27 protein-coding genes and 1 pseudogene are annotated in these 24,776 nt (G+C 71.0%); 20 read left to right on the forward strand and 8 right to left on the reverse strand.

The features are described from left to right. Positions 1-4: 4 nt before the first annotated feature. The gene (locus tag G3I60_RS33520) at positions 5-358 is read right to left on the reverse strand and encodes a DUF1844 domain-containing protein (protein WP_138354849.1); all 354 of its coding nucleotides are present in this window, start codon (positions 356-358) and stop codon (positions 5-7) included. A 399-nt stretch (positions 359-757) separates the two neighbouring features. Here G3I60_RS33520 and infC point away from each other — a divergent pair, with 399 nt between their 5' ends. The 7 genes from infC (at position 758) to pheT (ending at position 8,269) form a co-directional block, all read left to right on the forward strand. Beyond that, positions 758-1,501: a translation initiation factor IF-3 gene (gene infC / locus G3I60_RS33525; RefSeq protein ID WP_244809812.1), complete on the forward strand. Its 744-nt coding sequence runs from the start codon at positions 758-760 to the stop codon at positions 1,499-1,501. Positions 1,502-1,609: 108 nt separating this feature from the next. Further along, complete coding sequence (rpmI, locus tag G3I60_RS33530; protein ID WP_138354851.1) at positions 1,610-1,804, forward strand: 50S ribosomal protein L35; 195 nt, start codon at positions 1,610-1,612, stop codon at positions 1,802-1,804. A gap of 111 nt (positions 1,805-1,915) precedes the next feature. Further along, entirely contained in the window at positions 1,916-2,299 is a 384-nt protein-coding gene (rplT, locus tag G3I60_RS33535; RefSeq protein ID WP_138354852.1) for a 50S ribosomal protein L20, read from the forward strand. Positions 2,300-2,448: 149 nt separating this feature from the next. Then, positions 2,449-3,312: an RNA methyltransferase gene (locus G3I60_RS33540; protein WP_164297062.1), complete on the forward strand. Its 864-nt coding sequence runs from the start codon at positions 2,449-2,451 to the stop codon at positions 3,310-3,312. A gap of 77 nt (positions 3,313-3,389) precedes the next feature. Beyond that, positions 3,390-4,484 carry an ATP-binding protein gene (locus tag G3I60_RS33545; RefSeq protein WP_138354875.1) on the forward strand — a complete coding sequence of 365 codons (1,095 nt, stop codon included), beginning with the start codon at positions 3,390-3,392 and terminating at the stop codon, positions 4,482-4,484. Positions 4,485-4,607: 123 nt separating this feature from the next. Then, a complete protein-coding gene (gene pheS / locus G3I60_RS33550) occupies positions 4,608-5,744 on the forward strand; it encodes a phenylalanine--tRNA ligase subunit alpha (protein WP_164297060.1) in 1,137 nt (378 codons plus the stop codon). After that, positions 5,744-8,269, forward strand: a complete 2,526-nt coding sequence (gene pheT, locus G3I60_RS33555; protein WP_164297058.1) for a phenylalanine--tRNA ligase subunit beta — start codon at positions 5,744-5,746, stop codon at positions 8,267-8,269. The genes pheS and pheT overlap by 1 nt, the downstream gene beginning before the upstream one ends. Positions 8,270-8,371: 102 nt before the next feature. On the opposite strand, the gene G3I60_RS33560 is transcribed toward pheT, so the two are convergent. Beyond that, positions 8,372-8,734, reverse strand: coding sequence for a nuclear transport factor 2 family protein (locus G3I60_RS33560; RefSeq protein WP_138354856.1), 363 nt, complete (start codon positions 8,732-8,734; stop codon positions 8,372-8,374). Between the two features lie 294 nt (positions 8,735-9,028). On the opposite strand from G3I60_RS33560, the gene G3I60_RS33565 reads away from it, so the two are divergent. From G3I60_RS33565 to G3I60_RS33580, 4 genes are all read left to right on the forward strand, one after another. Next, positions 9,029-10,249 (forward strand): PP2C family protein-serine/threonine phosphatase, encoded by a 1,221-nt coding sequence (locus G3I60_RS33565; protein ID WP_239070590.1) that lies wholly within the window; start codon positions 9,029-9,031, stop codon positions 10,247-10,249. Positions 10,250-10,365: 116 nt separating this feature from the next. Next, entirely contained in the window at positions 10,366-10,569 is a 204-nt protein-coding gene (locus G3I60_RS33570) for a YegP family protein (protein ID WP_164297054.1), read from the forward strand. A gap of 386 nt (positions 10,570-10,955) precedes the next feature. Continuing rightward, complete coding sequence (locus tag G3I60_RS33575; RefSeq protein WP_164297052.1) at positions 10,956-12,293, forward strand: transcriptional regulator; 1,338 nt, start codon at positions 10,956-10,958, stop codon at positions 12,291-12,293. Positions 12,294-12,345: 52 nt separating this feature from the next. After that, positions 12,346-12,876 (forward strand): NUDIX hydrolase, encoded by a 531-nt coding sequence (locus G3I60_RS33580; RefSeq protein ID WP_138354859.1) that lies wholly within the window; start codon positions 12,346-12,348, stop codon positions 12,874-12,876. On the opposite strand, the gene G3I60_RS33585 is transcribed toward G3I60_RS33580, so the two are convergent. Continuing rightward, positions 12,858-13,070, reverse strand: a complete 213-nt coding sequence (locus tag G3I60_RS33585; RefSeq protein WP_138354860.1) for a hypothetical protein — start codon at positions 13,068-13,070, stop codon at positions 12,858-12,860. The two genes, G3I60_RS33580 and G3I60_RS33585, sit on opposite strands and share 19 nt — an antisense overlap. A 91-nt stretch (positions 13,071-13,161) precedes the next feature. On the opposite strand from G3I60_RS33585, the gene G3I60_RS33590 reads away from it, so the two are divergent. Together G3I60_RS33590 and G3I60_RS33595 are read left to right on the forward strand one after the other, a co-directional pair. Continuing rightward, positions 13,162-13,560, forward strand: a complete 399-nt coding sequence (locus tag G3I60_RS33590) for a hypothetical protein (RefSeq protein ID WP_138354861.1) — start codon at positions 13,162-13,164, stop codon at positions 13,558-13,560. A gap of 176 nt (positions 13,561-13,736) precedes the next feature. Next, complete coding sequence (locus G3I60_RS33595) at positions 13,737-13,955, forward strand: hypothetical protein (RefSeq protein WP_164297049.1); 219 nt, start codon at positions 13,737-13,739, stop codon at positions 13,953-13,955. A gap of 34 nt (positions 13,956-13,989) precedes the next feature. Here the strand turns inward: G3I60_RS33595 and G3I60_RS33600 are convergent, their stop codons facing one another. Further along, positions 13,990-14,610: a TetR/AcrR family transcriptional regulator gene (locus tag G3I60_RS33600; protein ID WP_138354863.1), complete on the reverse strand. Its 621-nt coding sequence runs from the start codon at positions 14,608-14,610 to the stop codon at positions 13,990-13,992. Positions 14,611-14,753: 143 nt separating this feature from the next. Here G3I60_RS33600 and G3I60_RS33605 point away from each other — a divergent pair, with 143 nt between their 5' ends. Together G3I60_RS33605 and G3I60_RS33610 are read left to right on the forward strand one after the other, a co-directional pair. Beyond that, positions 14,754-15,674: an ABC transporter permease gene (locus G3I60_RS33605; protein ID WP_164297070.1), complete on the forward strand. Its 921-nt coding sequence runs from the start codon at positions 14,754-14,756 to the stop codon at positions 15,672-15,674. Between the two features lie 97 nt (positions 15,675-15,771). Further along, entirely contained in the window at positions 15,772-16,521 is a 750-nt protein-coding gene (locus G3I60_RS33610) for an ABC transporter ATP-binding protein (RefSeq protein ID WP_343241786.1), read from the forward strand. A 57-nt stretch (positions 16,522-16,578) separates the two neighbouring features. On the opposite strand, the gene G3I60_RS33615 is transcribed toward G3I60_RS33610, so the two are convergent. Then, a complete protein-coding gene (locus G3I60_RS33615; protein WP_138352721.1) occupies positions 16,579-17,436 on the reverse strand; it encodes a 3-hydroxybutyryl-CoA dehydrogenase in 858 nt (285 codons plus the stop codon). A 155-nt stretch (positions 17,437-17,591) separates the two neighbouring features. Between G3I60_RS33615 and G3I60_RS33620 the strand changes: the two genes are divergently transcribed. Both G3I60_RS33620 and G3I60_RS33625 read left to right on the forward strand, forming a co-directional pair. After that, positions 17,592-18,851, forward strand: coding sequence for a glycoside hydrolase family 10 protein (locus G3I60_RS33620; protein ID WP_164297045.1), 1,260 nt, complete (start codon positions 17,592-17,594; stop codon positions 18,849-18,851). 123 nt (positions 18,852-18,974) lie between these two features. Then, positions 18,975-19,709 carry a hypothetical protein gene (locus G3I60_RS33625; RefSeq protein WP_138352719.1) on the forward strand — a complete coding sequence of 245 codons (735 nt, stop codon included), beginning with the start codon at positions 18,975-18,977 and terminating at the stop codon, positions 19,707-19,709. A 432-nt stretch (positions 19,710-20,141) separates the two neighbouring features. Here the strand turns inward: G3I60_RS33625 and G3I60_RS33630 are convergent, their stop codons facing one another. Beyond that, complete coding sequence (locus tag G3I60_RS33630) at positions 20,142-20,501, reverse strand: LysR substrate-binding domain-containing protein (RefSeq protein ID WP_203674527.1); 360 nt, start codon at positions 20,499-20,501, stop codon at positions 20,142-20,144. Between the two features lie 304 nt (positions 20,502-20,805). Here G3I60_RS33630 and G3I60_RS33635 point away from each other — a divergent pair, with 304 nt between their 5' ends. Next, positions 20,806-21,237 (forward strand): GNAT family N-acetyltransferase, encoded by a 432-nt coding sequence (locus tag G3I60_RS33635; RefSeq protein WP_138352729.1) that lies wholly within the window; start codon positions 20,806-20,808, stop codon positions 21,235-21,237. A 117-nt stretch (positions 21,238-21,354) separates the two neighbouring features. Continuing rightward, positions 21,355-22,524 carry a methyltransferase gene (locus G3I60_RS33640; RefSeq protein ID WP_164297040.1) on the forward strand — a complete coding sequence of 390 codons (1,170 nt, stop codon included), beginning with the start codon at positions 21,355-21,357 and terminating at the stop codon, positions 22,522-22,524. A 20-nt stretch (positions 22,525-22,544) separates the two neighbouring features. On the opposite strand, the gene G3I60_RS33645 is transcribed toward G3I60_RS33640, so the two are convergent. Further along, complete coding sequence (locus tag G3I60_RS33645) at positions 22,545-23,441, reverse strand: LysR family transcriptional regulator (RefSeq protein ID WP_138352716.1); 897 nt, start codon at positions 23,439-23,441, stop codon at positions 22,545-22,547. Positions 23,442-23,593: 152 nt separating this feature from the next. Between G3I60_RS33645 and G3I60_RS33650 the strand changes: the two genes are divergently transcribed. After that, a complete protein-coding gene (locus G3I60_RS33650) occupies positions 23,594-24,493 on the forward strand; it encodes a DMT family transporter (RefSeq protein ID WP_164297068.1) in 900 nt (299 codons plus the stop codon). A 73-nt stretch (positions 24,494-24,566) separates the two neighbouring features. Here G3I60_RS33650 and G3I60_RS45915 read toward each other — a convergent pair. Continuing rightward, a pseudogene (locus G3I60_RS45915) lies at positions 24,567-24,752 on the reverse strand (acyltransferase); the annotation flags it as partial. Between the last annotated feature and the right edge of the window lie 24 nt (positions 24,753-24,776).

Genomic DNA, 24,776 nt, shown 5'->3' on the forward strand with positions numbered 1-24,776 from the left:
CGGTTCAGCTGTAGACGGGACCCGTGAGCTTCTCGCCGGGCCCGTGGCCGGGCTCGTCCGGCACCAGGGAAGCCTCGCGGAAGGCCAGCTGCAGCGACTTCAGACCGTCCTTGAGCGGGGCGGCGTGGTAAGTGCTGATCTCCGGCGCGCCGGCGGTGACCAGGCCGGCCAGCGCGGTGATCAGCTTCCGGGCCTCGTCCAGGTCCTTGTGCTCCGGGCCCTCCTCGGCGAGGCCCAGGTTGACGGCCGCCGCGCTCATCAGGTGGACCGCCACCGTCGTGATGACCTCGACGGCGGGGACGTCCGCGATGTCGCGGGTCATCGCGTCGAAGTCGGGGTTCTGGTTCTCGTCACTCATGGGCCTCACGATAGGCGACCGCGACACAGCCGGATGTCGACGGGTACGATCCCGCCGATTACGGGCTTCCCCAGGTCACTGGTATGCTTGCAAATCGACCGGCCGGACACACCTGTGCCCGGCCCACAAGTGGAGGCTCCGATCTCCCACCCGACCGACCGAGAGGTTGGCGGGTCCGGTCAGGCAGCGTTCTTCGGTGGATGGTTCTTCCGGACACCGAAGTGAGGCACGTGCTGCCCGATGCGCCCCGCGGTGTTCCGTGGCGGTGCTCCCGGTTTTGAGGAGCCCTGCCTGTGACCTGTATGGGGCGTTTTTTGCGTTCCTCGTGCAGGGGTCGGACGACACAGACGTTACGTGGCTGTCCGCCAGGCGGCCGCGTGGTGCAACCGAGGAGGCCCCATCAGCGCCGAGCCCCGCATCGTCGAGCCTCGCATCAACGACCGCATTCGCGTCCCCGAGGTGCGACTCGTCGGTCCCAGTGGTGAGCAGGTCGGCATCGTGCCGCTTGCCAAGGCCCTGGAGCTTGCGCAGGAATACGACCTCGACCTGGTCGAGGTCGCAGCGACCGCACGTCCGCCCGTGTGCAAGCTCATGGACTACGGGAAGTTCAAGTACGAATCGGCCATGAAGGCCCGTGAGGCGCGCAAGAACCAGGCGCACACGGTCATCAAGGAGATGAAACTCCGGCCGAAGATCGACCCGCACGACTACGACACCAAGAAGGGCCACGTCGTCCGCTTCCTGAAGCAGGGCGACAAGGTCAAGATCACGATCATGTTCCGTGGTCGCGAGCAGTCCCGCCCCGAGCTGGGCTTCCGGCTGCTGCAGCGACTGGCGTCCGACGTGGAGGAACTCGGCTTCATCGAGTCGAATCCGAAGCAGGACGGCCGAAACATGATCATGGTTCTCGGTCCTCACAAGAAGAAGACCGAAGCGATGGCCGAAGCCCGCGAGGCAGCGGCCGTTCGCAAGGCCGAGCGTCAGGGTTACGGCTCCGACGACGAGTCGGAAGAGCACGACGAGTCCTTCGACGGCACCGTCGAGAACTCCGAGGGTTCCGAGGAGTCCGCCGAGGCGCCGGTCGTCGAGGCGGCCGAGGAATCGGCCGAGAAGCCTGCCGACAAGCCGGTCGAGGACAACTGAGACCGCGTAAGGCCCCGGGGCACCGTTCCGGGATGGAAGACAGTACTGACGCTCTCCGTCCGCACCTGTTGCGGACGGGAGGGCCAGCGACGAGGAGACTACGGCGACATGCCGAAGAACAAGACGCACAGCGGTGCCAGCAAGCGCTTCAAGGTCACCGGCAGCGGCAAGATCATGCGTGAGCGCGCCGGCCGTCGTCACCTGCTCGAGCACAAGCCGTCGAGCAAGACGCGCCGCCTCGCCGGCACGGTCCAGCTCGCCAAGGCCGACACCAAGAAGATCAAGAAGCTTCTCGGTCTGTGACGGCCGCGCCCCATCGTCCGTGAGGACAACGAGGGGCGCGACGTCCAACCGGGATCCCATCGCTTTCGGGCCGCGTGAGTCCCCCCGCGGTCCCCTACAAGGAGTTATCAAGTGGCACGCGTCAAGAGGGCTGTAAACGCCCACAAGAAGCGCAGGGCAATCCTCGAAGCGGCGAAGGGTTACCGCGGTCAGCGTTCGCGCCTGTACCGCAAGGCCAAGGAGCAGGTCACCCACTCCCTGGTCTACAACTTCAACGACCGCAAGAAGCGCAAGGGCGACTTCCGTCGTCTGTGGATCCAGCGCATCAACGCCGCTGCCCGCCAGAACGACATGACGTACAACCGCCTCATCCAGGGTCTGAACGCCGCCAACATCGAGGTGGACCGCAAGATCCTCGCCGAGCTGGCCGTCAACGACCCCAACGCCTTCGCCGCGCTGGTCGAGGTCGCCAAGAAGGCGCTGCCCACGGACGTCAACGCGCCCAAGGCCGCCTGAGAACGACGCGACGGGGTGCTGCCGGGGTCGCCCCGAGTGACCCCCACGCAGTCCCCGGACCCGCAGGCTGAGCCTGCGGGTCCGTGTGCTGTCCCGGCGCCCAGGGACTACGTCACCTCCCGGATCCACCCCAGAAGCGAGCACTCCCCATGGCGAGCCCCGAGCCCGAGCTGACCTCCTTGCGATCCCCGCGTGTCACCGCGGCCCACCGCCTGGCCAAGCGCAGCTTCCGCGGCAAGGAGCGACGGTTCATCGCCGAGGGCCCGCAGGCGGTCAGGGAGGCCATCAGCCACCCCGGCGGCGCCGCCGGGCGGACGCTCATCGAGCTGTACGCGACCCTCGAGGCCGCCGAGCGGCATGCCGACATCGTCGCGGCCGCCCGCGCGATCGGCGCCCCGGTGCTCACCGCGGCCGACGAGGTCGTCGCCGAGATCTCCGACACCGTCACCCCGCAGGGCATCGTCGGCATCTGCCGCTTCCTGGACTCCCCGTTCGAGGAGATCCTGGCGTCCGCCCCGAAGCTCGTCGCGGTCCTCGCGCACGTCCGGGACCCCGGCAACGCCGGGACCGTGCTGCGCTGCGCGGACGCGGCCGGGGCCGACGCGGTGATCCTCACCGACGCCTCCGTCGATCTGTACAACCCCAAGTGCGTGCGTGCCTCGGTCGGCAGTCTCTTCCATCTGCCCGTCGCCGTCGGAGTGCCCGTCGAGAAGGCCGTCGCCGGTCTGCGCGCGGCCGGAGTGCGGCTGGTCGCCGCCGACGGCGCCGGTGTACGGGACCTGGACGCCGAACTCGACGAGGGCACCATGGGCGGCCCCACCGGCTGGATCTTCGGCAACGAGGCCTGGGGACTGCCGGAGGAGACCCGCGCACTCGCGGACGAGGTGGTGCGCGTCCCGATCCACGGCAAGGCCGAAAGTCTCAACCTCGCGACGGCCGCCGCGGTGTGCCTCTATGCCTCCGCCCGGGCGCAGCGTGCGCCCGGAGGGTGCCGCTCCGTCACATCCAGCTAGTAGGGTTGCGGCCCGGGGGCCCTGAGAAGGGGGGTGCGGAGATGGACGTCGCGGCTACCGAGAGCACCACGCCTGCCATGCTCGCCGGCTGGGCGGCGGGCCTGGGCGAGTACGGACTCACACCGGACGACCTTCCCGACGGACTCGTCGTCGCGGACGAGGACGGCCGGGTCATCTGCTTCAACTCCGCCGCCGCCCGGATCACCGCGCTGCACCCGGCCGATGTGCTGGGCGCCCCGATCGAGCGGGCGCTGCCGCTGGAGGACCTCGAAGGCCGCCGCTGGTGGTCGCTGACCGACCCGTACCAGGGGCTCGCGATCAGGGTGGGCCAGCCGGAACGGAATCTGCTGCTGCCCGGCGGCCGTGAGGTGCTGGTCTCCGCGCGCTATGTGCGCACCCACCCGACCGGTCCGGTCCGCCGGCTCGTCGTCGCCCTGCGCGGCACCGAGGCGCGGCGCCGTACCGAGCGCAGTCACGCCGAGCTGATCGCCACCGTCGCGCACGAGCTGCGCTCGCCCCTCACCTCGGTCAAGGGCTTCACCGCGACGCTGCTGGCCAAGTGGGAGCGGTTCACCGACGACCAGAAGAAACTGATGCTGGAGACCGTCGACCAGGACGCCAACCGCGTCACCCGGCTGATCGCCGAGCTGCTCGACATCTCCCGGATCGACTCCGGCCGCCTGGAGGTGCGCCGCCAGCCGGTCGACATCGCCGCGATGGTCCAGCGGCATGTGGACTCGCATGTGGCCGCCGGGCAGTCCAGGGAGCGCTTCCGGGTCGACGTCACCCAGCCGCTGCCCGCCCTGTGGGCCGATCCCGACAAGATCGACCAGATCCTCGGCAACCTGCTGGAAAATGCGGTGCGGCACGGCGAGGGACAGGTCACCATCGAGGTGGCACCCGCCGTTCTGGGCGCCCCCGACAAGGACCGCGCGGAAGGTACGGCACTGACGGTGAGCGACGAGGGCCCCGGCATCCCCGAGGAGTCGATGAGCCGCGTCTTCACCCGCTTCTGGCGGGGGAGCAAGCGCGGCGGCACCGGCCTGGGCCTGTACATCGTCAAGGGCATCGTCGAGGCGCACGGCGGGACGATCGCGGTCGGCCGGGCTCCCGGCGGCGGCGCCCAGTTCCGATTTATTCTGCCCGTCGGGGCGCCGGCGTTCATGGCCTGAGCCATGGCCCTGCTCGGTCCGATGGGCGTGACCGGCCAATCAGCGCGGCCCCAGTAGACTCGACCCTTGGCATGTGTCCGGTCGGGCAGGCCGCTCACAGCACCCAATTCGGAACGGGAAGAGATGTCGGCACCGAACAAGTCGTACGACCCTGTCGAGGTCGAGGCACTGAAACCCGAAGAGATCGAGCGCATGCGGGACGAGGCGCTCGCCGCCATCGCCGCGGCCGCCGGCCTCGACGAGCTGCGCGAGGTCAAGGTGGCACACACCGGTGACCGGTCGCCGCTCGCCCTCGCGAACCGTGAGATCGGCGCGCTGCCGCCGCACGCGAAGGCGGAGGCCGGCAAGCGCGTCGGCCAGGCCCGCGGCGGGGTGAACAAGGCGCTGGCCGCCCGCCAGGCCGAGCTGGAGGCCGAGCGCGACGCCCGGGTGCTGGTCGAGGAGGCAGTGGACGTCACGCTGCCCTACGACCGGGTCCCGGCCGGTGCCCGGCACCCGCTCACCACGCTCTCGGACCGCATCGAGGACATCTTCGTGGCCATGGGCTACGAGGTCGCCGAAGGCCCCGAGATCGAGGCCGAGTGGTTCAACTTCGACGCCCTGAACTTCCCGCCGGACCACCCGGCCCGCGAGATGCAGGACACCTTCTTCGTCCAGCCGCTGGCCGGCGGCTCCGACGGGGACTCCGCGGAGTCGGGTGTGGTGCTGCGCACGCACACCTCCCCGGTGCAGATCCGTTCGATGATCGACCGCGAGCCGCCGGTCTACGTGATCTGCCCCGGCCGGGTCTACCGGACCGACGAGCTGGACGCCACGCACACCCCGGTCTTCGCCCAGGTCGAGCTGCTCGCCATCGACGAGGGCCTGACCATGGCCGATCTCAAGGGCACGCTGGACCACATGGTCCGTGCGCTGTTCGGCAGTGGCCTCACCACCCGGCTGCGGCCCGCGTACTTCCCGTTCACCGAGCCGTCCGCCGAGATGGACATGCAGTGCTTCGCGTGCCGCGGCGAGTCGGCCGTCAACCCGGACCGCCCCTGCCGGACCTGCTCCTCCGAGGGCTGGATCGAGCTGGGCGGCTGCGGCATGGTCAACCCGCGGGTGCTCACCGCGTGCGGCGTCGACCCCCGGAAGTACAGCGGTTTCGCGTTCGGTTTCGGCATCGAGCGGTTGCTGATGTTCCGTCACAACATCGCGGACATGCGAGACATCATCGAGGGTGACGTGCGTTTCACCCTTCCGTTCGGGATGGAGATCTGATGCGGATCCCGCTTTCTTGGCTGCGGGAGTACGTCGACCTGCCCGCCGGCGAAACCGGCCGTGACGTCCAGGCCAAGCTCATTTCCTCCGGCCTCGAGGTCGAGACCGTCGAGCAGCTCGGCGCCGGCCTCACCGGCCCGCTGGTGGTCGGCAAGGTCCTCACCATCGAGGAGCTGGAGGGCTTCAAGAAGCCGATCCGCTTCTGCACGGTCGACGTCGGCACCGCCAACGGCACCGGTGAGCCGCAGGAGATCGTCTGCGGCGCCCGGAACTTCGCCGTCGGCGACAAGGTCGTCGTCGTACTGCCCGGCGCGACGCTGCCCGGCGACTTCAAGATCGCCGCACGCAAGACGTACGGCAGGACCTCGCACGGCATGATCTGCTCGGCCGCCGAGCTGGGCATGGGCGACGACCACGACGGCATCATCGTGCTCCCGCCGGAGCACGAGGCCGGCACCGACGCGATCGCGCTGCTGGAGCTCGTCGACGAGGTGCTCGACATCGCCGTCACCCCGGACCGGGGCTACTGCCTGTCGATGCGCGGTGTCGCCCGCGAGACCGCCATCGCCTACGGGATCTCGCTCAGCGACCCCGCGCTCCTCGACGTGCCGCCGCCGAACGCGTTCGGCTACCCGGTCCAGGTCGGCGACCCGTTCGGCTGCGACCGCTTCACCGCCCGCACCGTGGTCGGCCTGGACCCCGAGGCCCGCTCCCCGATCTGGCTGCAGCGCCGGCTGCAGAAAGCCGGCATGCGGCCGATCAGCCTGGCCGTGGACGTCACCAACTACGTGATGCTCGAGCTCGGCCAGCCGCTGCACGCCTACGACAGGACCCGGGTCGACGGACCGATCGGCGTCCGCCGCGCACAGCCCGGCGAGAAGCTCACCACGCTCGACGGCGCCCAGCGGGTGCTGGACGCCGAGGACCTGGTGATCACCGACAACAGCGGTGTGATCGGCCTGGCCGGTGTCATGGGCGGGGCCAACACCGAGATCGGGGACGCGGTCCGCGACGAGACGACGGGCGAGGTGCGCGGCACCACCGACGTCGTCATCGAGGCCGCGCACTTCGAGCCGGTCGCCATCGCCCGCACCGCCCGCCGGCACAAGCTGTCCTCCGAGGCGTCCAAGCGCTTCGAGCGCGGCACCGACCCGCAGACCACCTCGGCCGCCGCACAGCGCACCGCCGACCTGCTGGTGCTGCTCGCGGGCGGCACCGCGGAGGCCGGCGTCACGGAGATCATCTCCCCGTCCGCGCCGCGCACCATCTCCATCCCGGCCGACCACCCGGACCGCGTCGCGGGCACCGAGTACGGCCGCGAGACCGTGGTGCGCCGGCTGCAGCAGGTCGGCTGTGACGTCTACGGCTCCGACGAGCTCGTCGTCACCGTGCCCAGCTGGCGCCCGGACCTCACCGACCCGAACGACCTCGCGGAAGAGGTCATCCGGCTCGAGGGGTACGAGAACCTGCCGTCGACGCTGCCCAAGCTGCCGTCCGGCCGCGGTCTGACCGGATCGCAGCAGCTGCGCCGCCGGACCGGCCGGGCGCTGGCCGGAGCCGGCTACGTCGAGGTGCAGAACACGCCGTTCCTCGGCGAGGCCGCCTTCGACCAGCTCGGCCTGGAGGCGGACGACCCGCGCCGCCGCACCGTCAAGCTCGTCAACCCGCTCTCCGACGAGGAACCGGCGATGCGCACGACGCTGCTGCCGGGGCTGCTGGCCACGCTGCGCCGCAACATCGGACGGGGCTCGCACGACCTGGCCCTGTTCGAGACCGGTCTGGTCTTCCGGCCCACCGGCGCCGAGCCGGCGCCGCCGCGGCTGCCGGTCGACCGCCGGCCCACCGACGAGGAGATCGCGGCCCTGAACGCCGCGCTGCCCGAGCAGCCGCGCCGGGTCGCCGTCGCCCTGTCCGGCGCGCGCGAGCAGGCCGGCTGGTGGGGCAAGGGCACCGCCGCGAGCTGGGCGGACGCCATCGAGGCCGGCCGCACGGTCGCCCGCGAGGCGGGGGTCGAGCTGATCGTCCGCCAGGACCAGCACGCCCCGTTCCACCCGGGCCGCTGCGCGGCGCTGCTCGCCGTCGTGGACGGTGAGGAGCTCCTCGTCGGCCATGCCGGTGAACTGCACCCGCGGGTCGTCAAGGCGCTGCACCTGCCGGACCAGACCTCCGCGATGGAGCTCGACCTGGACCGCGTGGAGCGGGCGTCCTCCGGACCGGTGCCGGCACCCCGGGTGTCCACCTTCCCGGTGGCCACCCAGGACGTCGCCCTGATCACCGACGCGTCCGTACCGGCAGCCGAGGTGGAGGCCGCACTGCGCACCGGTGCCGGTGAACTGCTGGAATCGCTGCGGCTGTTCGACATCTACACCGGCGAGCAGGTCGGCGAGGGCAAGAAGTCCCTGGCCTACGCCCTGCGCTTCCGGGCCGCCGACCGCACGCTGACGGCCGAGGAGACGACCGCCGCCCGCGACGCCGCCGTCGCCGCGGCCACCGCGGCCACCGGCGCGGTGCTGCGCGGCGCGTGACAGCGGCCCTTCGGGCCTGACCGAACGCCGATGGGGCGCACCCGGATCTCCGGGTGCGCCCCATTCGTCGGTCCGGGCCCGGCGGGGGGCACGGTCGTACGGTCATCGCTCACGGGATTCGGGCCGGTCCAGGATGCGCAGCCAGCTGCCGTCCGGCTGGCGGCGCGCCACCTGGGCGCGGCCGCCGGTCCCGTCGGCGGACCGGGTGGCGGTCAGCGCCAGATCGCCGTTGACCAGGGTGGGCAGCGACTCCTCCAGCGTGAAGCGCGGTGCCTGCCGCAGCAGTTGCTCGATGACGCCGCGGATCGCCTCCCGGCCGACGGTCTCGCTGCCGAGCGGGAACCCCAGCACGGCGTCCGGCTCGTAGAGCGCGGCGACTCCCTCGGCGTCGCCCGCGTTCGCCCGCTCCACGAACAGCCGGGCCAGGTCCTCCGGTTGTGCGGCGGCTTCGCGTGTGGTGGTCATGGTCGCTCGCTCTCTTCGGTTGGGTCACTGGTCGATTGGTTTCTCCTCTCCCATGGTGCGACGCCATCGAGCAGAAGTCGAAGAGATGGATCGTATGAGCGGCAGAAGTATCGATTATGGGTAAGCGCTTGTCCCCGTGCGGAGGTTTCTTCGCTCGATCGGGTGATTCTGCAGGGCTGGGTGTCGTGGGAGGTGCACGGATCGACAGAATCGGTCGCGACGCGGGGGCCCGATCCCTGTGGGGGCGGTTCCGTCGCCGACCGCGCCAAACGGCTGCGAGGGGGAGCCGGCGGGATGATCCGTATCAGAGCAGTTCTCGGGGTGCCGTACGGCACCCCGGCCGTGCTGATGTACGTGCTGCCCGGTGTCTGGATCGCGCTGGTGCTGGTGGTCGCGGTGGTGGCGCCCGACGGGGTGAGCCCGCTGCCGGCGCTCGCCGTGGCGCCCGCCATCGCGTGCGTGGGCAGCGGTCAGCGGCAGTGTGTACTGGTCAGCGGTGTCATCGCGCTCGTGGCGCTGGTGGCGGGGCTGGTGGGCCAGGGCGTCCGTGAGGTGCAGGAGCGGCTCGGCACCGGGGTGGCGGTGCTCGCCGTGGTGGCGCTGTGTTTCTGGATGGCCGGCCGCCGGGCGGTGCTGGCGGCGGAGCTGGAGCGCACCCGGGAGATCGCCGTCGCCGCCCAGCGGGTGCTGCTGCGGCCGCTGCCGCCGCGGGTGAACGGCTATGCGGTGGCGGGCGAGTACCTCTCCGCGAGCCTGGGCGCGCGGGTCGGCGGCGACCTGTACGAGGTGCTGGCCACGCCGTACGGGCTGCGCGCGGTGCTCGGTGATGTCCGGGGCCATGGGCTGGCCGCGATCGACTCGGTCGCCGCGCTGCTCGGCAGCTTCCGGGAGGCCGCGCACGACGAGCCCGAGCTGACCGGGGTGCTGTCCCGGCTGGACCGCTCGCTCCACCGCCATCTGCGGCAGCGTTCGTGCGCGGAGCACCCGGCGGTGGCGGACACCGAGTCGCAGAACCCGGTCGCCGAGGAGTTCGTCACCCTGCTGTTGGTGCAGCTGGGCGACGACGGGAAGCTGGAGACGGTCAACTGCGGTCATCCGCAGCCCTTTGTGACCGGGCCGTACGCGACCGGCGAGCGCCCGCGGCCGCTCGCGGTGGGGGAACCGCTGCCCCCGCTGGGCCTGTTGGACGACGGCGACCGGGCGGCGCCGGCCCATCGCGGCGCGCTGCTGCCCGGCCAGGCCCTGGTGCTCTACACCGACGGGCTGCAGGACGCCCGCAACGCGTCCGGGACGTTCTTCCCGCTCCCCGAAGCCGTGGCGGCCGCGGCCGCCACCGCGTGGATCGGCGGCGCACTGGCCGCCGCGCCCTTCGCCCGCGCGCTGAGCGCCGCGGCCCTGCGGCACACCGGCGGCCGGCCGGCCGACGACATGGCCCTGCTCGTCCTGCTCCGCGATGTGGCCCGCGTCCCGCTGCGGAACCGTTCCGCCGCACTGTCGGGAACGCCGCGCCGCTGAGCCGTTCCGCTGAGCCGCTCCAGGGCCGCGGGCTACGGTGGCGGGTGGTCCCGGTACGTCGTACTTTGCGGATATCTCTCGTCTTCGCAAGGACGCCAGGGACGCAACGGAACGAGGTGTTCGCAGTAGCCGGTGAGTTCGAGGTCTACCAGGACAAGGCCGACAAGTGGAGGTTCCATCTCAAGGCGGGCAACGGCGAGATCATCGCGGTGGGTGAGGCGTACGAGTCCACGTCCGGCGCGATGAACGGGGTGGACTCCGTCAAGCGGAACGCCGGTGACGCCGCGGTGCAGGAAGTCGCCGGCACGAAGAAGCAGTAGTCGGGGTCCGGCGCGGCGGGCAGGCACTCGGCACAGGCCCAGACGGGATAGTCGCCGCCCTCACGCGGGCGCAGCGTGCCGACCCGTGTCGTCCCGGCGCCGCTCGCCGCGCAGCGGAAGCATGTACCGGTCACGGTCGGCCTCCCAGAGATCGTCGCGGACCGCACCACCCGTCCTGCCGCGGTGTGCCTGGCAACGCAGGGCGGGCGGTGCGGGGTGGGCCGCCGCCAATGCACGAGGGGGAGTCGGCGACCCGGGGCACAGTCAATCCCGCCGCCAACTCCCGGGGGAGCGTGTGCGACCGGCATATGCGGGTGCTCCGCTCACACCCCGTGTGAACGGGCTGGTACTACGCTGCGCGCAGTGGGCGAAACCAGGGGGACCGGATGGAACCCAACACGCTGTTCGACGCCGTCCTCGACGAGGCGGGTGCCTCCCATGCGGGGCTGGCCGCCCGGATCAACGCACTCGGCCGGGCCCGGGGAATGCCGCTCCGCTACGACCGCACCGCGGTGACCCGCTGGATCAAGGGCCAGCGGCCCCGCGGCGAGGTGCCCGATCTGATCCGCGAGGTGCTCGGCGGCCTGGTGCAACGCCCGCTGACCCTCGCCGACATCGGGATGGACCGGGGAGCCGTGGTCCAGACGGCGGGTACCCCGCTGACGGGTTTCGTGGAACGCGCCACGGCGTTATGGCGTGCCGACGAACAGCAGCGCCCCCATGTGCGCACCGCGCCCGTACTGACCGGGCCCAAGGCGGTCATGCCGCTGTGGGAGTGGGAGAACCCGCCGGAGGACATGGACGTCTCCCGGACCGGGGTGCAGCGGGTGACCGGCGCGGACGTGGCCATGCTGCACGCCGCCCGCGCGCACTACGAGGAGCTGTACCGGGGAGCGGGCGGCGTGGCGACCCGGGACCGCGTCGTCGGGTTCCTCAACGCCCAGGCCGCGCCGCTGCTGCGCGGCCGCTACTCCGATCCCCTCGGCCGGCAGCTGCACCGCGCGGTCGGGGCGCTCGTCGGGATCGCCGGGATCTGCGCCTACGACACCGACGCGCACGGGCTCGCGCAGCGCTACTTCCACCAGTCGCTGCGGCTGGCCAAGGCGTCCGGGGACCGGGGGCTGGGCGCCTGCGTGGTGGGCATGCTGGTCTACCAGTCGCTCCATCTGCGGGACTACCGGCAGGCGGTGGCGTTCGCGGAGGCGGCGCTGCGCACGGCGGGCCACAACGTCACTCCCGCGCTGGCGGCGGATCTGTACGCGATGCAGGCCAAGGCGTACGGGCGGCTCGGCGACCGGCCCAGCGCCCACCGCTGCGGCCGGCTCGCCGAGACCGCGGAGCAGCGGATCAGGACCGAGGACGAGCCCGCGGAGACCGCCTACGTCCAACCGGGGCTGGTGGACGTGCAGTTGGCGGAGGCGTTCCTGAGCCTCGGTGAGCTGCGGCCCGCCCTCGAACACGCCGTCCAGGCGGTGAGTTCCCCGTCGCACGCCCGGGGACGGGTGCACCGGCTGGCCGTGCTGACCCATGTGGAGCTGCGCCGGGGCGAGGCCGATCACGCCGCGACGCTGGCGGTCCGGATGGTGGAGCAGGGGCGGGGTATGGAATCGCAGCGTCTGCGCGACCGGTTCGCGGCGGTCCGCGGCCATCTGGCCGCCTACGACAGCGTGCTGGTGGTCCAGGCCGCGGGGCTCATCGACGAGCTGCTCCGCGTTCCGTTGTGACGCTCACGCGAGCTGCGATGTTGTCACCATCCGAAAGGAAGGTGGCGGAATCGTGCAATGGAAGAACCTTAGTGAGCGAACTGTGTACAGAAACCGCTGGATGCGCGTCAATCTCGCAGATGTCGAACTCCCCGACGGGCGTCATCTCAACCACTACCTGATCAGGCTGCGGCCGGTCGCGCTGGCCACCGCCGTCAACGAGGCGAACGAGGTGCTGCTGCTGTGGCGGCACCGGTTCATCACCGACAGCTGGGGCTGGGAGCTCGCGGCCGGGGTCGTCGAGGACGGCGAGGACATCGAGACGGCGGCGGCCAGGGAGATGCTGGAGGAGACCGGCTGGCGACCGGGGCGGCTGCAGCACCTGCTGACCGTCGAACCCTCCAACGGCCTGACCGACGCACGCCACTTCGTCTACTGGTCGGAGGAGGCGGAGTACGTCGGTCATCCGGAGGACGACTTCGAGTCGGACCGGCGGGAGTGGGTGCCGCTCAAGACCGTGCCGGACATGGTCGCGCGGGGTGAGGTCCCCGCGTCGAACATGGCCGCCGCGCTGCTGATGCTGCATCATCTGCGCCTGGGGTGATGTTCGCGGCCGAGCAGGCTGTTCAGGACGTGGAGTGCGGCCGCCCGCCGTGCGGGTCTGCGGGACCACACGGCGGGTGCGGCGGCGCCGATCAGCAGCAGGAGGGAGAGGGCGGCGACGGCGACCGCGGGCACCAGCGCGCGGCGTCCGCCGACGACGATGGTGAGCGTGCTGAGAGGGAGGCTGAGGATCACGGGGGAGAGTGCTCTATGGGGATGGTCCGGTCTCATGTAAAAATAGTGAAGCACTTGAGAGACGTTTCGTCTACGAATTGGGACGGTGGGCATGGTGGGCAGTGAACGCCACGATCAGCTGTCCCGGTTGGTCCAGGAGGCGCAGACGGCCGGGGACTCGTACCAGGACCTCGCCGACCGGGCCATCGACCCGGTGACCGGGGCCACCGTCTCCAAGCCGTATCTGCACAAGCTCGCCCGCGGCCAGGTCGCCACCGCTCCCGGCCCCGTCCAGCTGCGCGCCATCGCCGCCGCGCTGCGCCGGCCGGCCGCCCTCGTGCAGCGGGCCGCCGCCGAGCAGTTCCTCGGCTGGGTCTCGGACGAGGTGCAGGGCTACGACGACGACATGCGCGTCATCGTCACCTACGCGGAGGCCATGCCGCCCGCTGAGCGCCGACGGCTGCGCGCCACGGTCGAGGCGTGGGAGCGGGCGCGGGCCGAGGAGCGGTAGCCGCCGGAAGGTGCGCTGCGGGGCGGTCGCGGAGGCTCGCTCGCGGGGTCGGATTCCCTTGCGGTTGTTGGCCGGTACAGCTGTTGTCGGGGTGTGGACCCGGCGGTACGTTTCCCCGTGACGCGCATCCGGTGCCTGGATTCGGCCGGTCGCGCGTGCCATCGATGGGGAATACCGTGATCCGGATCGTCTATCTCCTGGCCCCTCTCGAACCCGATGTCGGCGCGGTCGTCCGCGAACGCCGCGGCCGGGTCGAGGTCTATCTCTCCGACCGCCATCACACCCGTGACGGAGTCGCGGCCCTCAACAGCGCCTCCGAGGAGCTCCTCGCGGCAGGGCACTGGTTCCAGCTCTGGAAGGGCGAGATCGTGTCCATCCGGTCGCCCGAGCACTGACCGGGCGGCCGGGCCGCGGGCCGGAGCGGCGCGGTCAGCGCGCCGCCCCGGCCGCCTTCAGGGCGGTCACGGTGGCCGCCGCGAGGCTGTCGAGGTACCCCTTGGGCAGCGGGGAGCGGATCACGGCGAGCCGCCAGTAGAGCGGGCCCGCGATCAGGTCAAGGGACAGGTCCGCGTCGGTTCCCGCCGCCAGTTCGCCGCGCTCGACCGCCTTGCGCACGACGGCCGCCGAGATACCGCGCTGGGTGTCGCGCAGCGCCGTCTGCAGGGCCGCGGCGATCTCCGGATTGCGCGCCGCCTCGGCGAGCAGGTCCGGGATGATCTGCGACGCGACCGGATGCCGCAGGGCGCGCGCGGTGACCTCCAGCAGTAACCGGACGTCACCGAGGAGCGAGCCGGTGTCCGGTGCGGGCATGCCCTGGACCGCCACGGCGGACACCGTGTCGAGGACCAGCGGCAGTTTCGAACGCCAGCGCCGGTAGACCGCGGCCTTGCCGACGCCGGCCCGGCGGGCGATCCCCTCGATGGACATCCGGCCGTAGCCGACCGCCGCCAGCTCGTCGAAGACGGCGCTGCGGATGGCGTCCGTCACGTCCTCCCGGAGCACGGCGGCTCCCGCGGGGGCGCGACGAGGGGTTCGGGGCTCCGTTGGCATGCCACCGAGCCTAGCGTGACGTGGCGACGGAACGGTTGCGTTCCATTCAACGGATGCTCTACCGTCGGACCACACGACGAGACGGATCCGTTCCGTCGTGTCGTGTTCACTCCCCGTTTTCGCCTCGAACGAAAGCGCGTCACATGACCTTGCACACGGACGCCCCCGCGGCGGCGCAGGACCTGGACAGCCCGGACGGCGGGCTGTCGGCCGCTGAGCTGGCGGCGAAGTACGGGCTGTCGGTCAGCGGTGCCCGGCCGGGCCTCGGCGAGTACACCCGGCAGTTGTGGGGCCGGCGGCACTTCATCAATGAGTTCGCGAAGGCGCGGACGCAGGCGCAGTACACCGATGCCCGGCTGGGTCAGCTGTGGCAGGTGATGACGCCGTTGCTGAACGCGGCGGTGTACTACCTGATCTTCGGGCTGTTGCTGGGTACCGACCGCGGTGTGGACAACTTCATCGCGTTCCTGGTGACGGGCATCTTCATCTTCACGTTCACCCAGTCGTCGATCATGAGTGGCGTGCGGGCGGTCGCGGGGAACCTGGGCCTTATCCGGGCGCTGCACTTCCCCCGGGCGTCGATGCCGATCGCGTTCACGCTGATGCAGTTGCAGCAGCTGCTGATGTCGATGCTGGTGCTGTTCTCGATCGTGCTGATGACCGGCGAGGTGCCGACCTGGTCGTGGTTGCTGGCGATTCCGGCGCTGTTCATCCAGTCGATCTTCAATGCCGGCCTGGCGCTGGCGGTGGCCCGGCTGGGCAGCAGGATGACGGACCTCGCGCAGCTGATGCCGTTCATCCTGCGCACGTGGATGTACACCTCCGGCGTGATGTACAGCATCAGCAATTTCACGAAGACGGCACCGTATTTCGTGAAGATCCTGCTCGATGTGAATCCCATCGCGGTGTACATCGACCTGATGCGCTTCGCGCTGATCGACAGCGTGACCGCCGAGGAGATGCCGCCGCACGTGTGGGCGGTGGCGGTGGGCTGGGCGGTCGTGGTGGGTGTCGGCGGGTACGTGTATTTCTGGAAGGCTGAGGAGAAGTACGGCCGTGGCTGAGACAGTGGAGATCGAGAAGCGCGCCACCGGCACCGGCACCGACCGGAGCGCCGCCGGCAGCACCGCCGTTCAGGCTCCGGCTCCGGCCCGGTCCCGTATCCCGACCGTCATCGTGGACGATGTGCACATCGTCTACCGGGTGCACGGCGCCGGGAACAGCAAGGGCAGCGCGACGGCCGCCCTCGGCCGCCTGGTGTCCCGTAAGTCGTCGCCCAACGTCCGGCTGGTGCACGCCGTGCGCGGGGTGAGTTTCACCGCGTACCGGGGTGAGGCCATCGGTCTGATCGGGTCGAACGGGTCGGGCAAGTCGACGATGCTGCGGGCGATCGCGGGTCTGCTGCCGCCGGAGAGCGGCCGGGTCTACACCGACGGCCAGCCCTCGCTGCTGGGGGTCAACGCCGCGCTGATGAACGACCTGTCCGGCGAGCGGAACGTCGTGCTCGGCGGTCTGGCGATGGGGATGTCGCAGGAGGAGATCCGCGAGCGGTACCAGGGAATCGTGGAGTTCTCGGGAATCAACGAGAAGGACGATTTCATCTCGTTGCCGATGCGGACGTATTCCTCGGGTATGGCGGCCCGGCTGCGGTTCTCGATCGCGGCTGCCAAGAACCATGACGTGCTGATGATCGACGAGGCGCTGGCCACCGGCGACCGTTCTTTCCAGCGCCGCTCGGAGGAGCGTATTCGCGAACTGCGCAAGGAAGCGGGCACGGTCTTCCTGGTCAGCCACAACAACAAATCGATCCGCGACACGTGCGACCGGGTGCTGTGGCTGGAGAAGGGCGAGCTCCTCATGGACGGCCCCACCGAGGAAGTCGTCAGCGCCTACGAGAACGCCCACGGATGACGGACCGGCCCGCCGTCGGAACGGCGGGCCGGCTCTTTCACTGGTTCATCAATGCGGTCAGTACTGGTAGAAACCGGCCCCGGTCTTACGGCCCAGCCGGCCCGCGTCGACCATGCGCTGGAGCAGCGGGGGAGCGGCGTACAGCGGCTCCTTGAATTCGTGGTACATCGAATCCGCGATGGCGGCAATGGTGTCCAGACCGATGAGGTCGGAAAGCTTGAGCGGGCCCATCGGGTGCGCGCAGCCCATTTCCATACCGTTGTCGATGTCCTCGCGATTGGCGATTCCGGACTCGAACATCCGGATCGCCGACAGGAGATACGGGACCAGCAGCGCGTTCACCACGAATCCGGAGCGGTCCTGGGCGCGGATCGCGTGCTTGCCGAGGACGTCGGTGACGAGGCTCTCGGTGCGCTTGAGGGTGTCGTCCGCGGTGGTGAGGGCCGGAATCAGCTCGACGAGCTTCTGCACCGGGGCCGGGTTGAAGAAGTGGATCCCGAGCACGTACTCGGGACGCGAGGTGGCCACCGCGAGCTTCACCAGGGGGATGGACGAGGTGTTGGAGGCCAGGATCGCGTCCGGCCGGGTCACCACCTGGTCGAGGACCTGGAAGATCTCGGTCTTGACCTGCTCGTTCTCGACCACGGCCTCGATCACGAGGTCACGGTCGGCGAATTCGCCGAGGTCGGTGGTGAAGCTCAGACGGGCGAGTGTCGCGTCCCGCTCCTCCTCGGTGATCTTGCCGCGTTCCGCGGCCTTCCCGAGGGAGTTCGTCAGACGGGTACGGCCGAGCTCCAGGGCCTCGCCGGTGGTCTCCGCGACCCGGACGTCCAGTCCGGCACGGGCGCAGACCTCCGCGATACCGGAGCCCATCTGCCCGGCCCCCACCACTCCGACGCGCTGGATGTCGCTCACTCGTAAGCCTTTCGCTGTGGTACAGGAATAAGCGGGCGCACCACGCGGTAGCGGGCCCGCCCGCTCCGACGTTACTCCGCCGGTGCGGAGGATTGCTCCAGCCCCCCGGCCGCACCATCATCAGCGGGACAGCACCCGACGATCAGGGGGCACGGATGGGGCACATCACTCGCAGGACCTTCGCCGTGGGAGCCATCGGCACCGTGGGCGCGGTGGCCCTGGCGGCCGCCACCGGGACACCCGCGGCGGCGGCCGCCAAGGCCGGGACCACGGAACGGGAGCGGCCCGCGCGCCAGTTCCGCGGTATGTGGATCGCGACCGTCGCCAACACGGACTGGCCCTCCGCAGCCGGCCTGCCGGCGGCGGAGCAGCGGCGGGAACTGCTCGATCTGCTGGACACCGCCGTCGAGCGCCGGCTCAACGCGGTGATCCTCCAGGTCCGGCCCACCGCGGACGCGCTGTGGGCGTCGCCGTACGAGCCGTGGTCGCAGTACCTCAGCGGGACCCAGGGCCAGGACCCCGGCTGGGACCCGCTCGGCACGGCCGTGCGCGAGGCGCACCGGCGCGGTCTGGAACTGCACGCCTGGTTCAACCCGTACCGCATCGCCAACAACACCGACCCGAACCTGCTCACCCCGACCCACCCGGCCCGGCTGCACCCCGAGTGGGTCGTCCCGTACGGCGGGAAGCTGTACTACAACCCGGGGCTGCCGGAGGTGCGGCGGTTCGTCCAGGACGCGATGCTCGACGCCGTGCGGCGCTATCCGGTCGACGCGGTGCACTGGGACGACTACTTCTATCCGTACCCGGTGGCGGGGCAGGTCTTCGACGACGATGCCGCGTACGCCGCCTTCGGTTCCGGGTTCCCCGACCGGGCGGCCTGGCGGCGCGACAACACCGACCGGCTGGTGCGTGAGACGGCCGTCCGGATCAAGCGGATCCGGCCGCACTCCCGCTTCGGGATCAGCCCCTTCGGGGTGTGGCGCAACCGGGCGACCGACCCGCTCGGCTCCGACACCACAGCGGGCGTCCAGACCTACGACAACCTGCACGCCGACACCCGCGGGTGGGTGAAGAAGGGGTGGATCGACTACATCGTTCCCCAGGTGTACTGGAACATCGGGTTCCCGGCCGCCGACTACGCCAAGCTCGTCCCCTGGTGGGCGGATGTGGTCTCCGGAACGGACGTCGACCTGTACGTGGGCGAGGCGCTGTACAAGGTGGGTGTCGCCGGCCAGCCCGCGGCCTGGCAGGACCCCGCCGAGCTCTCCCGCCATCTCACCTTCGACCGCGACTTCCCGCAGGTGCGCGGCAACGTCTTCTTCTCGTCGACCCAGGTGGCGTCCGACCCGCGCGGAGCGATGACCCGCGTCGTGGCCGACCACTACGGCGGCTGCGCGCACCCGCCGCACTGAGCCGCCGCACTGAGCCACCGGGGCCCGTGGTCCGCCAAGACCGCTCCTGTGCACGGCGGTTGCCGCGGGCCTTCCGGCGGATATTCGTTCGATCAAGGGGTTCGGGCCTGTTAGCGTCCTCCTGTGGCGAAACTCAATCAGATCATCGCGGTCGAGAAGGGCGTCAAGTCCAAGTCCCAACAGGAACTGACCGCTTCCCATCACGACCTGCAGAAGCCCGTTCTGCTCTCCGGGCTCTCCCGGACCTATCAGCCGAAGGACGAGGAGGGCGAACAGCTGCCCCCCGAGTCGACCCGGGTCCAGATCAAGGCCGAGGACGTACTGCGGACGACCGCGGTCACCCTCACCCGGCTCTTCGACGTCACCGCCACCAAGGACTGGGCGAACTGCGAGGCCCGCGCCGACGTGACGGTCGACGGCCGCCCGCTGGTGCGGGAAGTGCCGGTGTCGTACCTGCTGTTCCTGGAGAAGCAGCTGGTGGACCTGCACACCTTCATCCGCAAGCTGCCGGTGCTCGACGCCTCGGAGTCGTGGAACCTCGACCCGTCGAGCGACGCGTGGAAGACCGAGCCGGTACGCACCATCCGTACGAAGAAGGTGCCGCGCAACCACGTCAAGGCCGAGGCGACGGAGAAGCACCCCGCCCAGGTCGACGTGTACTACGAGGACGTGCCGGTCGGTTACTGGACGACCGTCAAGTTCTCCGGCGCCCTTCCGGCCCGGCGCGTCAACGAGCTGCTCGAGCGGGTGGAGAAGCTGCAGAACGCGGTCAAGTTCGCCCGCGAGGAGGCCAACAGCGCGGAAGTCACCGACCAGCGGGTCGGGGACGCCGTACTCGGCTACCTTCTCGGCCCGTAGCCGGCCACACCCCAACAGACCCCCTCCGCCTATGTGCGGAGGGTGCGCCAGGAGCGCAAAGCTCAGCCTGAAGCTTGTCGTGACGACGTGGTTCCAGTGGGGGTTCGAGTCCCTCTCCCGGCACTACCGGCCGGGGTAGCCCAACTGGCAGAGGCAGACCGCGATCAATCTCAGACTCTTGCTCCAGACTCAGCATTCGCCGCCGATCGCCGGATCCACCGGGTTCGGGCTTGGTCGTCAGGTGCCGGTTCGAATCCGGTCCGCCGCTTCCTTCCTGCGGCGGTAGTTCAATGGCAGAACAAGACGACGTAAAACTGACCCGTACCCACTCGCGCCGGCGTGTGCATATGGGCGGCATCAACAGGGGCCCGGGAGCTGGACACGCTCTCGGGCCCTGCTCCATGTCCGGGCCCGTTGCCCGTTGTGAACCCCTCACCCGGTGCCGGCTTCGAGGCCGGCGAGCAGTCCGGCGACGGCCCCGTCGAGCAGCCCGAGGAACACGCCGACCGCCGGGGACGGTGACAGGCCGCGCGCGGTGGCGGCGTGGACGGCGCGGCCCGGGACGTCGTCGGGATGCAGGGCCACAAGGGCGATGTCGGCCCGCACCGAGGCGGCGGCCAGCGCCGGGACGAGCGTGACGCCGAGTCCCGCCGCGACGAAGCCCTGCTTCGCGATCCACTCGGCCGCGACGAAACCGATCCGCGGCAGCCGGTCGAAGAGCGGGGCGCCCGTCTGCCCTTCCAGGGCGGCGTTCGCGCGGGAGGCGCACTTCTCCGTGGCGCTCGCGGCCAAGGACGTCCGTCTCGCGACCGACGCCGCCGAACTGCCGGTGGCGAGCGCGGTGCTCGGCTTCCTCACGGAGTTCCCCGAACTCGCGGACGAGGACCTGGCGCAGGCCGCCCAGCGCTTCCGCACCCGGGCCGGTGGCCGCCTCAGCGGCGAGGCCGCGCTTCCCACCGACCGCTGGAAGCAGCGTCCGCATCTCGCAGCACACGACCTAAGGCCGGAACCGCTGGGTACGGTGAACGGGCGCGGGTACGCGTCGGGCAGGACCGTGCTGGGACAACGTGGTTCCGTACACCGGGAGGCGAAGGTGCTGGACATCCGGCGGGTGACGCGGGCGGCGGACGTGATCGACGCGGAGACCCTCTTCGACGGGCCGGCCCGTCCGGAGTGGGCGGCCCGGTTCCTCGCCGAGCCGGGCCATCACCTGCTGGTGGCCTACCGGGGAGCGGAGCCGGCCGGGTTCGTCACCGGGGTGGAGATGACCCACCCGGACAAGGGGACCGAGATGTTCCTCTACGAGCTCGGGGTGGCCGAGGGGCACCGGCGGCGCGGCATCGGACGCGCCCTGGTCACCGGGCTGGCCGCGCTCGCCCGCGAGCGCGGCTGCTACGGGATGTGGGTGCTCACCGACCGCGACAACCCGGCAGCCCTGGCCACCTACCGCTCCACCGGGGCGGACACCGACGAGGCCACCGCCCTGCTGTCGTGGACCTTCACCACGGACAGCGTCCCGGAGCCGTAGTGGTCCGCCCCGGTCCGCCGCCCGTCCCGCCGCCCGTCCCGCCGTCCGGTGCCCGTCCGGTGCCCGCCCGGCGGCGTGGCCCGGACGTCCGGGGGACTCGGCTAGCCTGAGGGCACAATGAACCGTTTGACGACGTCATCGGGTGCGTACGACCTCACCCGCTTCCCCGAGGACCCCCGCGACAGGCTCCGTGCCTGGGACGCCGCCGACGAGTACCTGCTGCGGCACCTGGACGGCAGCGCGCCGGACGGCGGCGAGCCGGCGCCCGTGGACCTCTCCGGCACCGTCGTCGTGGTGGGCGACCGGTGGGGCGCGCTGGTCACCTCGCTCGCCGCGCACCGCCCCGTACAGATCACCGACTCCTTCCTCGCCCAGCAGGCGACCCGGGCGAACCTGGCGCGCAGCGGGGCCGAGCCCGGCACGGTACGGCTGCTTTCGGCCATGGACCCGGTCCCGGACCGCATCGACGTCCTGCTGGTCCGGGTGCCCAAGAGCCTCGCGCTCCTGGAGGACCAACTGCACCGGCTCGCACCGCGGCTGCACGCGGGCACCGTCGTCGTCGGCACGGGCATGGTCACCGAGATCCACACCTCGACGCTCACCCTCTTCGAAGAGCTCATCGGTCCCACCAGGACGTCGCTGGCCGCCAAGAAGGCTCGCCTCATCTTCAGTACGCCGGACCCCGCGCTCGTCCGCACCGACAGCCCGTGGCCGCGTACGTACCAGCTGCCCGGCGACGTCGGCGCGGCCTCCGGCCTGGCCGTCACCAACCACGCGGGCATCTTCTGCGCCGAACGCCTCGACATCGGCACCCGGTTCTTCCTCCGGAACCTCCCGCAGCGCGACGGCCCCGAGCGCGTCGTCGACCTGGGCTGCGGCAACGGCGTGGTCGGAACGGCCGCGGCGCTGGCCAACCCCGGCGCCGACGTGACGTTCATCGACGAGTCCTTCTCCGCGGTGGCGTCGGCCGAGGCGACCTTCCGGGCCAATGCCGGACCGGACGCCAAGGCCGAGTTCCTGGTCGACGACGGCCTGTCGTCCGTCCCCGCCGGCTCGGTGGACCTGGTGCTGAACAACCCGCCGTTCCACAGTCACCAGGCGACGACCGACACGACGGCCTGGAACATGTTCACCGGATCCCGCGAAGCGCTGCGCGCCGGGGGCGAGTTGTGGGTGATCGGCAACCGGCATCTCGGCTACCACGTGAAGCTGCGCCGGCTCTTCGGCAACTGCGAAGTCGTCGCGAGCGACCCGAAGTTCGTCATCCTGCGAGCGGTGAAACGCTGATCACGGCCTGACGCGGCGGCTCAGCGGGCCGCCGCGTCCCGGAGGGCGTCGATCAGGCCCAGCAGGGCGGGCTGGGCCGGCGAGGTCTCGCGTACCGCGGCGTAGATCGCCCGGACCGGCTCCGGTCCGCGGACTCTGCGCACCACGATGCCGGGATGATGGCGGTTCCCCAGTCCGAGCGTCGGCATCAGACCGACTCCGAGGCCGGCCGCGATGAATCCCTGGGCCGTGGCGTAGTCCTCGCTCTCGACCACGAAGTCCGGGCTGAAGCCGGCCGCGGCGCAGGCGTCGACGACGGTTTCGAGGCAGGGGCCCGCGGGCCATTCGTTGCCGACCCAGGGCTCGTCGGCGAGGTCGGTCAGATCCAGCACCTTCTTCGCCGCGAGGCGGTGTCCCTTGGGCAGTACGGCGCGGTAGGGGTCGTCGAGCAGGTGCACGAGACGGATGCCCGCGCTGGGCCGGTCGCGTGGGTGCACCACGATCGCCAGATCGGCCCGGCCCTGTTGCACCTCGGGCAGGGGATCCTCGGGGTCGACGAGCTTGAGGTCGATCCGTACCCCCGGATGTTCGTCACGCAGCCGTGCCAGCGCGGGCGCGACCAGCGTCGCGCCCGCCGTGGCGAAGTAGCGGACCGACAGCTGCCCGGTCCGGCCGGCCCGGAGGTCGGCCAGTGCCGTCTCCGCCTCCGCGACGTTCCTGCTGATCACGGCCGCGTGCTCGGTGAGCAGCAGTCCGGCCGCCGTCGGCCGTACGCCCCGGCCGAAGCGTTCGAGCAGCGCCGTCCCGGCCTGCTTCTCCAGCGCCGCCACCTGCTGGCTGACGGCGGAGGGGGTGTACCCCAGATTCGCCGCCGCCGCGGTCACCGAACCACTGGTGACGACCGCCCGCAGCACCTGCATCCGTCTCACATCGAGCATGTAGGAGAGCTTAATGGTGCATGCAACTCTTTTCTCTTGTCCTGTCGTATCGACTCGGGGCACGGTGATCACCTGAGACGGAAGACCGAACAGGGAGACAGCACGTGAGCAACAACGGCAGTGGTGGGTCCGGCCCGATGGCGTTGGTGCGGATGGGCGTCCTCGCCCTGCTGTGGGGATCGACGTTCCTGTGGATCAAGTTGGCCCTGGACGGCCTGTCGCCCGCTCAAGTGACGTTCACCCGCTGCGCGTTGGGCGCCCTGGTGCTGCTGGTCCTGTGCTTCTCGTCGCGCCGCCACCTGCCCCGCGACCGCGCGACCTGGGGCCATGTCGTCGTGGCCGCCTTCTTCTGCAACGCCCTGCCGTTCGCGTTGTTCAGCGTCGGGGAGCAGACGGTCGACTCCGGCGTGGCCGGCGTCCTGAACGCGACCACCCCGCTCTGGTCCCTGCTGATCGGCCTCACCATCGGCACGGAACGCCGGCTCCACCCCGCCCGCCTGGGCGGACTCCTCCTCGGATTCGCGGGCACGCTGCTGATCTTCGCCCCGTGGGGACGGAACGGACTCGTCAGCTGGGGTTCCGCCGCCATCCTCGGGGCGGCGGCGAGCTACGCCGTCGCGTTCGCCTACATGGGGCGCCATCTCGTCGGGAAGGGCACCGCCACCATCGCGCTCTCCGCGTCCCAGCTCATCGCCGCGACGGGACTCAGCGCGCTGACCCTGCCGATCGGCGGCCTGGCGCCCGTACACCCCGGCCCCGCAGCCCTGTTGGCTGTCGTCGTCCTGGGGATCTTCGCCACCGGGATCACCTTCCACCTCACCTACCGGCTCATCGCGGACGAGGGCGCCACCAACGCCGCCACCGTCGGATACCTGCTGCCGGTGGTCTCGGTGGCGCTGGGCGCGATCGTGCTCCACGAGGACGTCAGCCTCAGGACCGTCGCGGGCATGGCCGTGGTCCTCGTCGGCGTCGGCATGACCCGCCGGCCGGCGCGAAGCGCGCGTGGGGACGGATCGCTGTGCGAGGGAGCCGCCCTGCCCGGCCGTCCGTAGCCGGCCGGAGCTGGAGCCAGGTCCGCGGTGCCGCCGGCCGGGCCGGGCGCCCCTTGCGTACGACCCGGCCGCCCGTTCTCGGCCGCCCCTGTTCATAGGGGCGGAACGCGGCCCGGCAGACCAGCAGCGCCACGGCGAACACCGGCAGCCAGGCCAGCCGGGCGAGCACCCAGCCCGGGCCGTCGGGCACGGTGTGCAGACCGGGCGGGGGCGAGCCCACGGGCAGGCCGGTCGCGGTGACCGCCAGGGGGGACGCCCGCCGGGCGGGAGACCGTGCCGACGC

The organism is Streptomyces sp. SID13666, assembly GCF_010548325.1.
Lineage (GTDB): Bacteria > Actinomycetota > Actinomycetes > Streptomycetales > Streptomycetaceae > Actinacidiphila > Actinacidiphila fildesensis.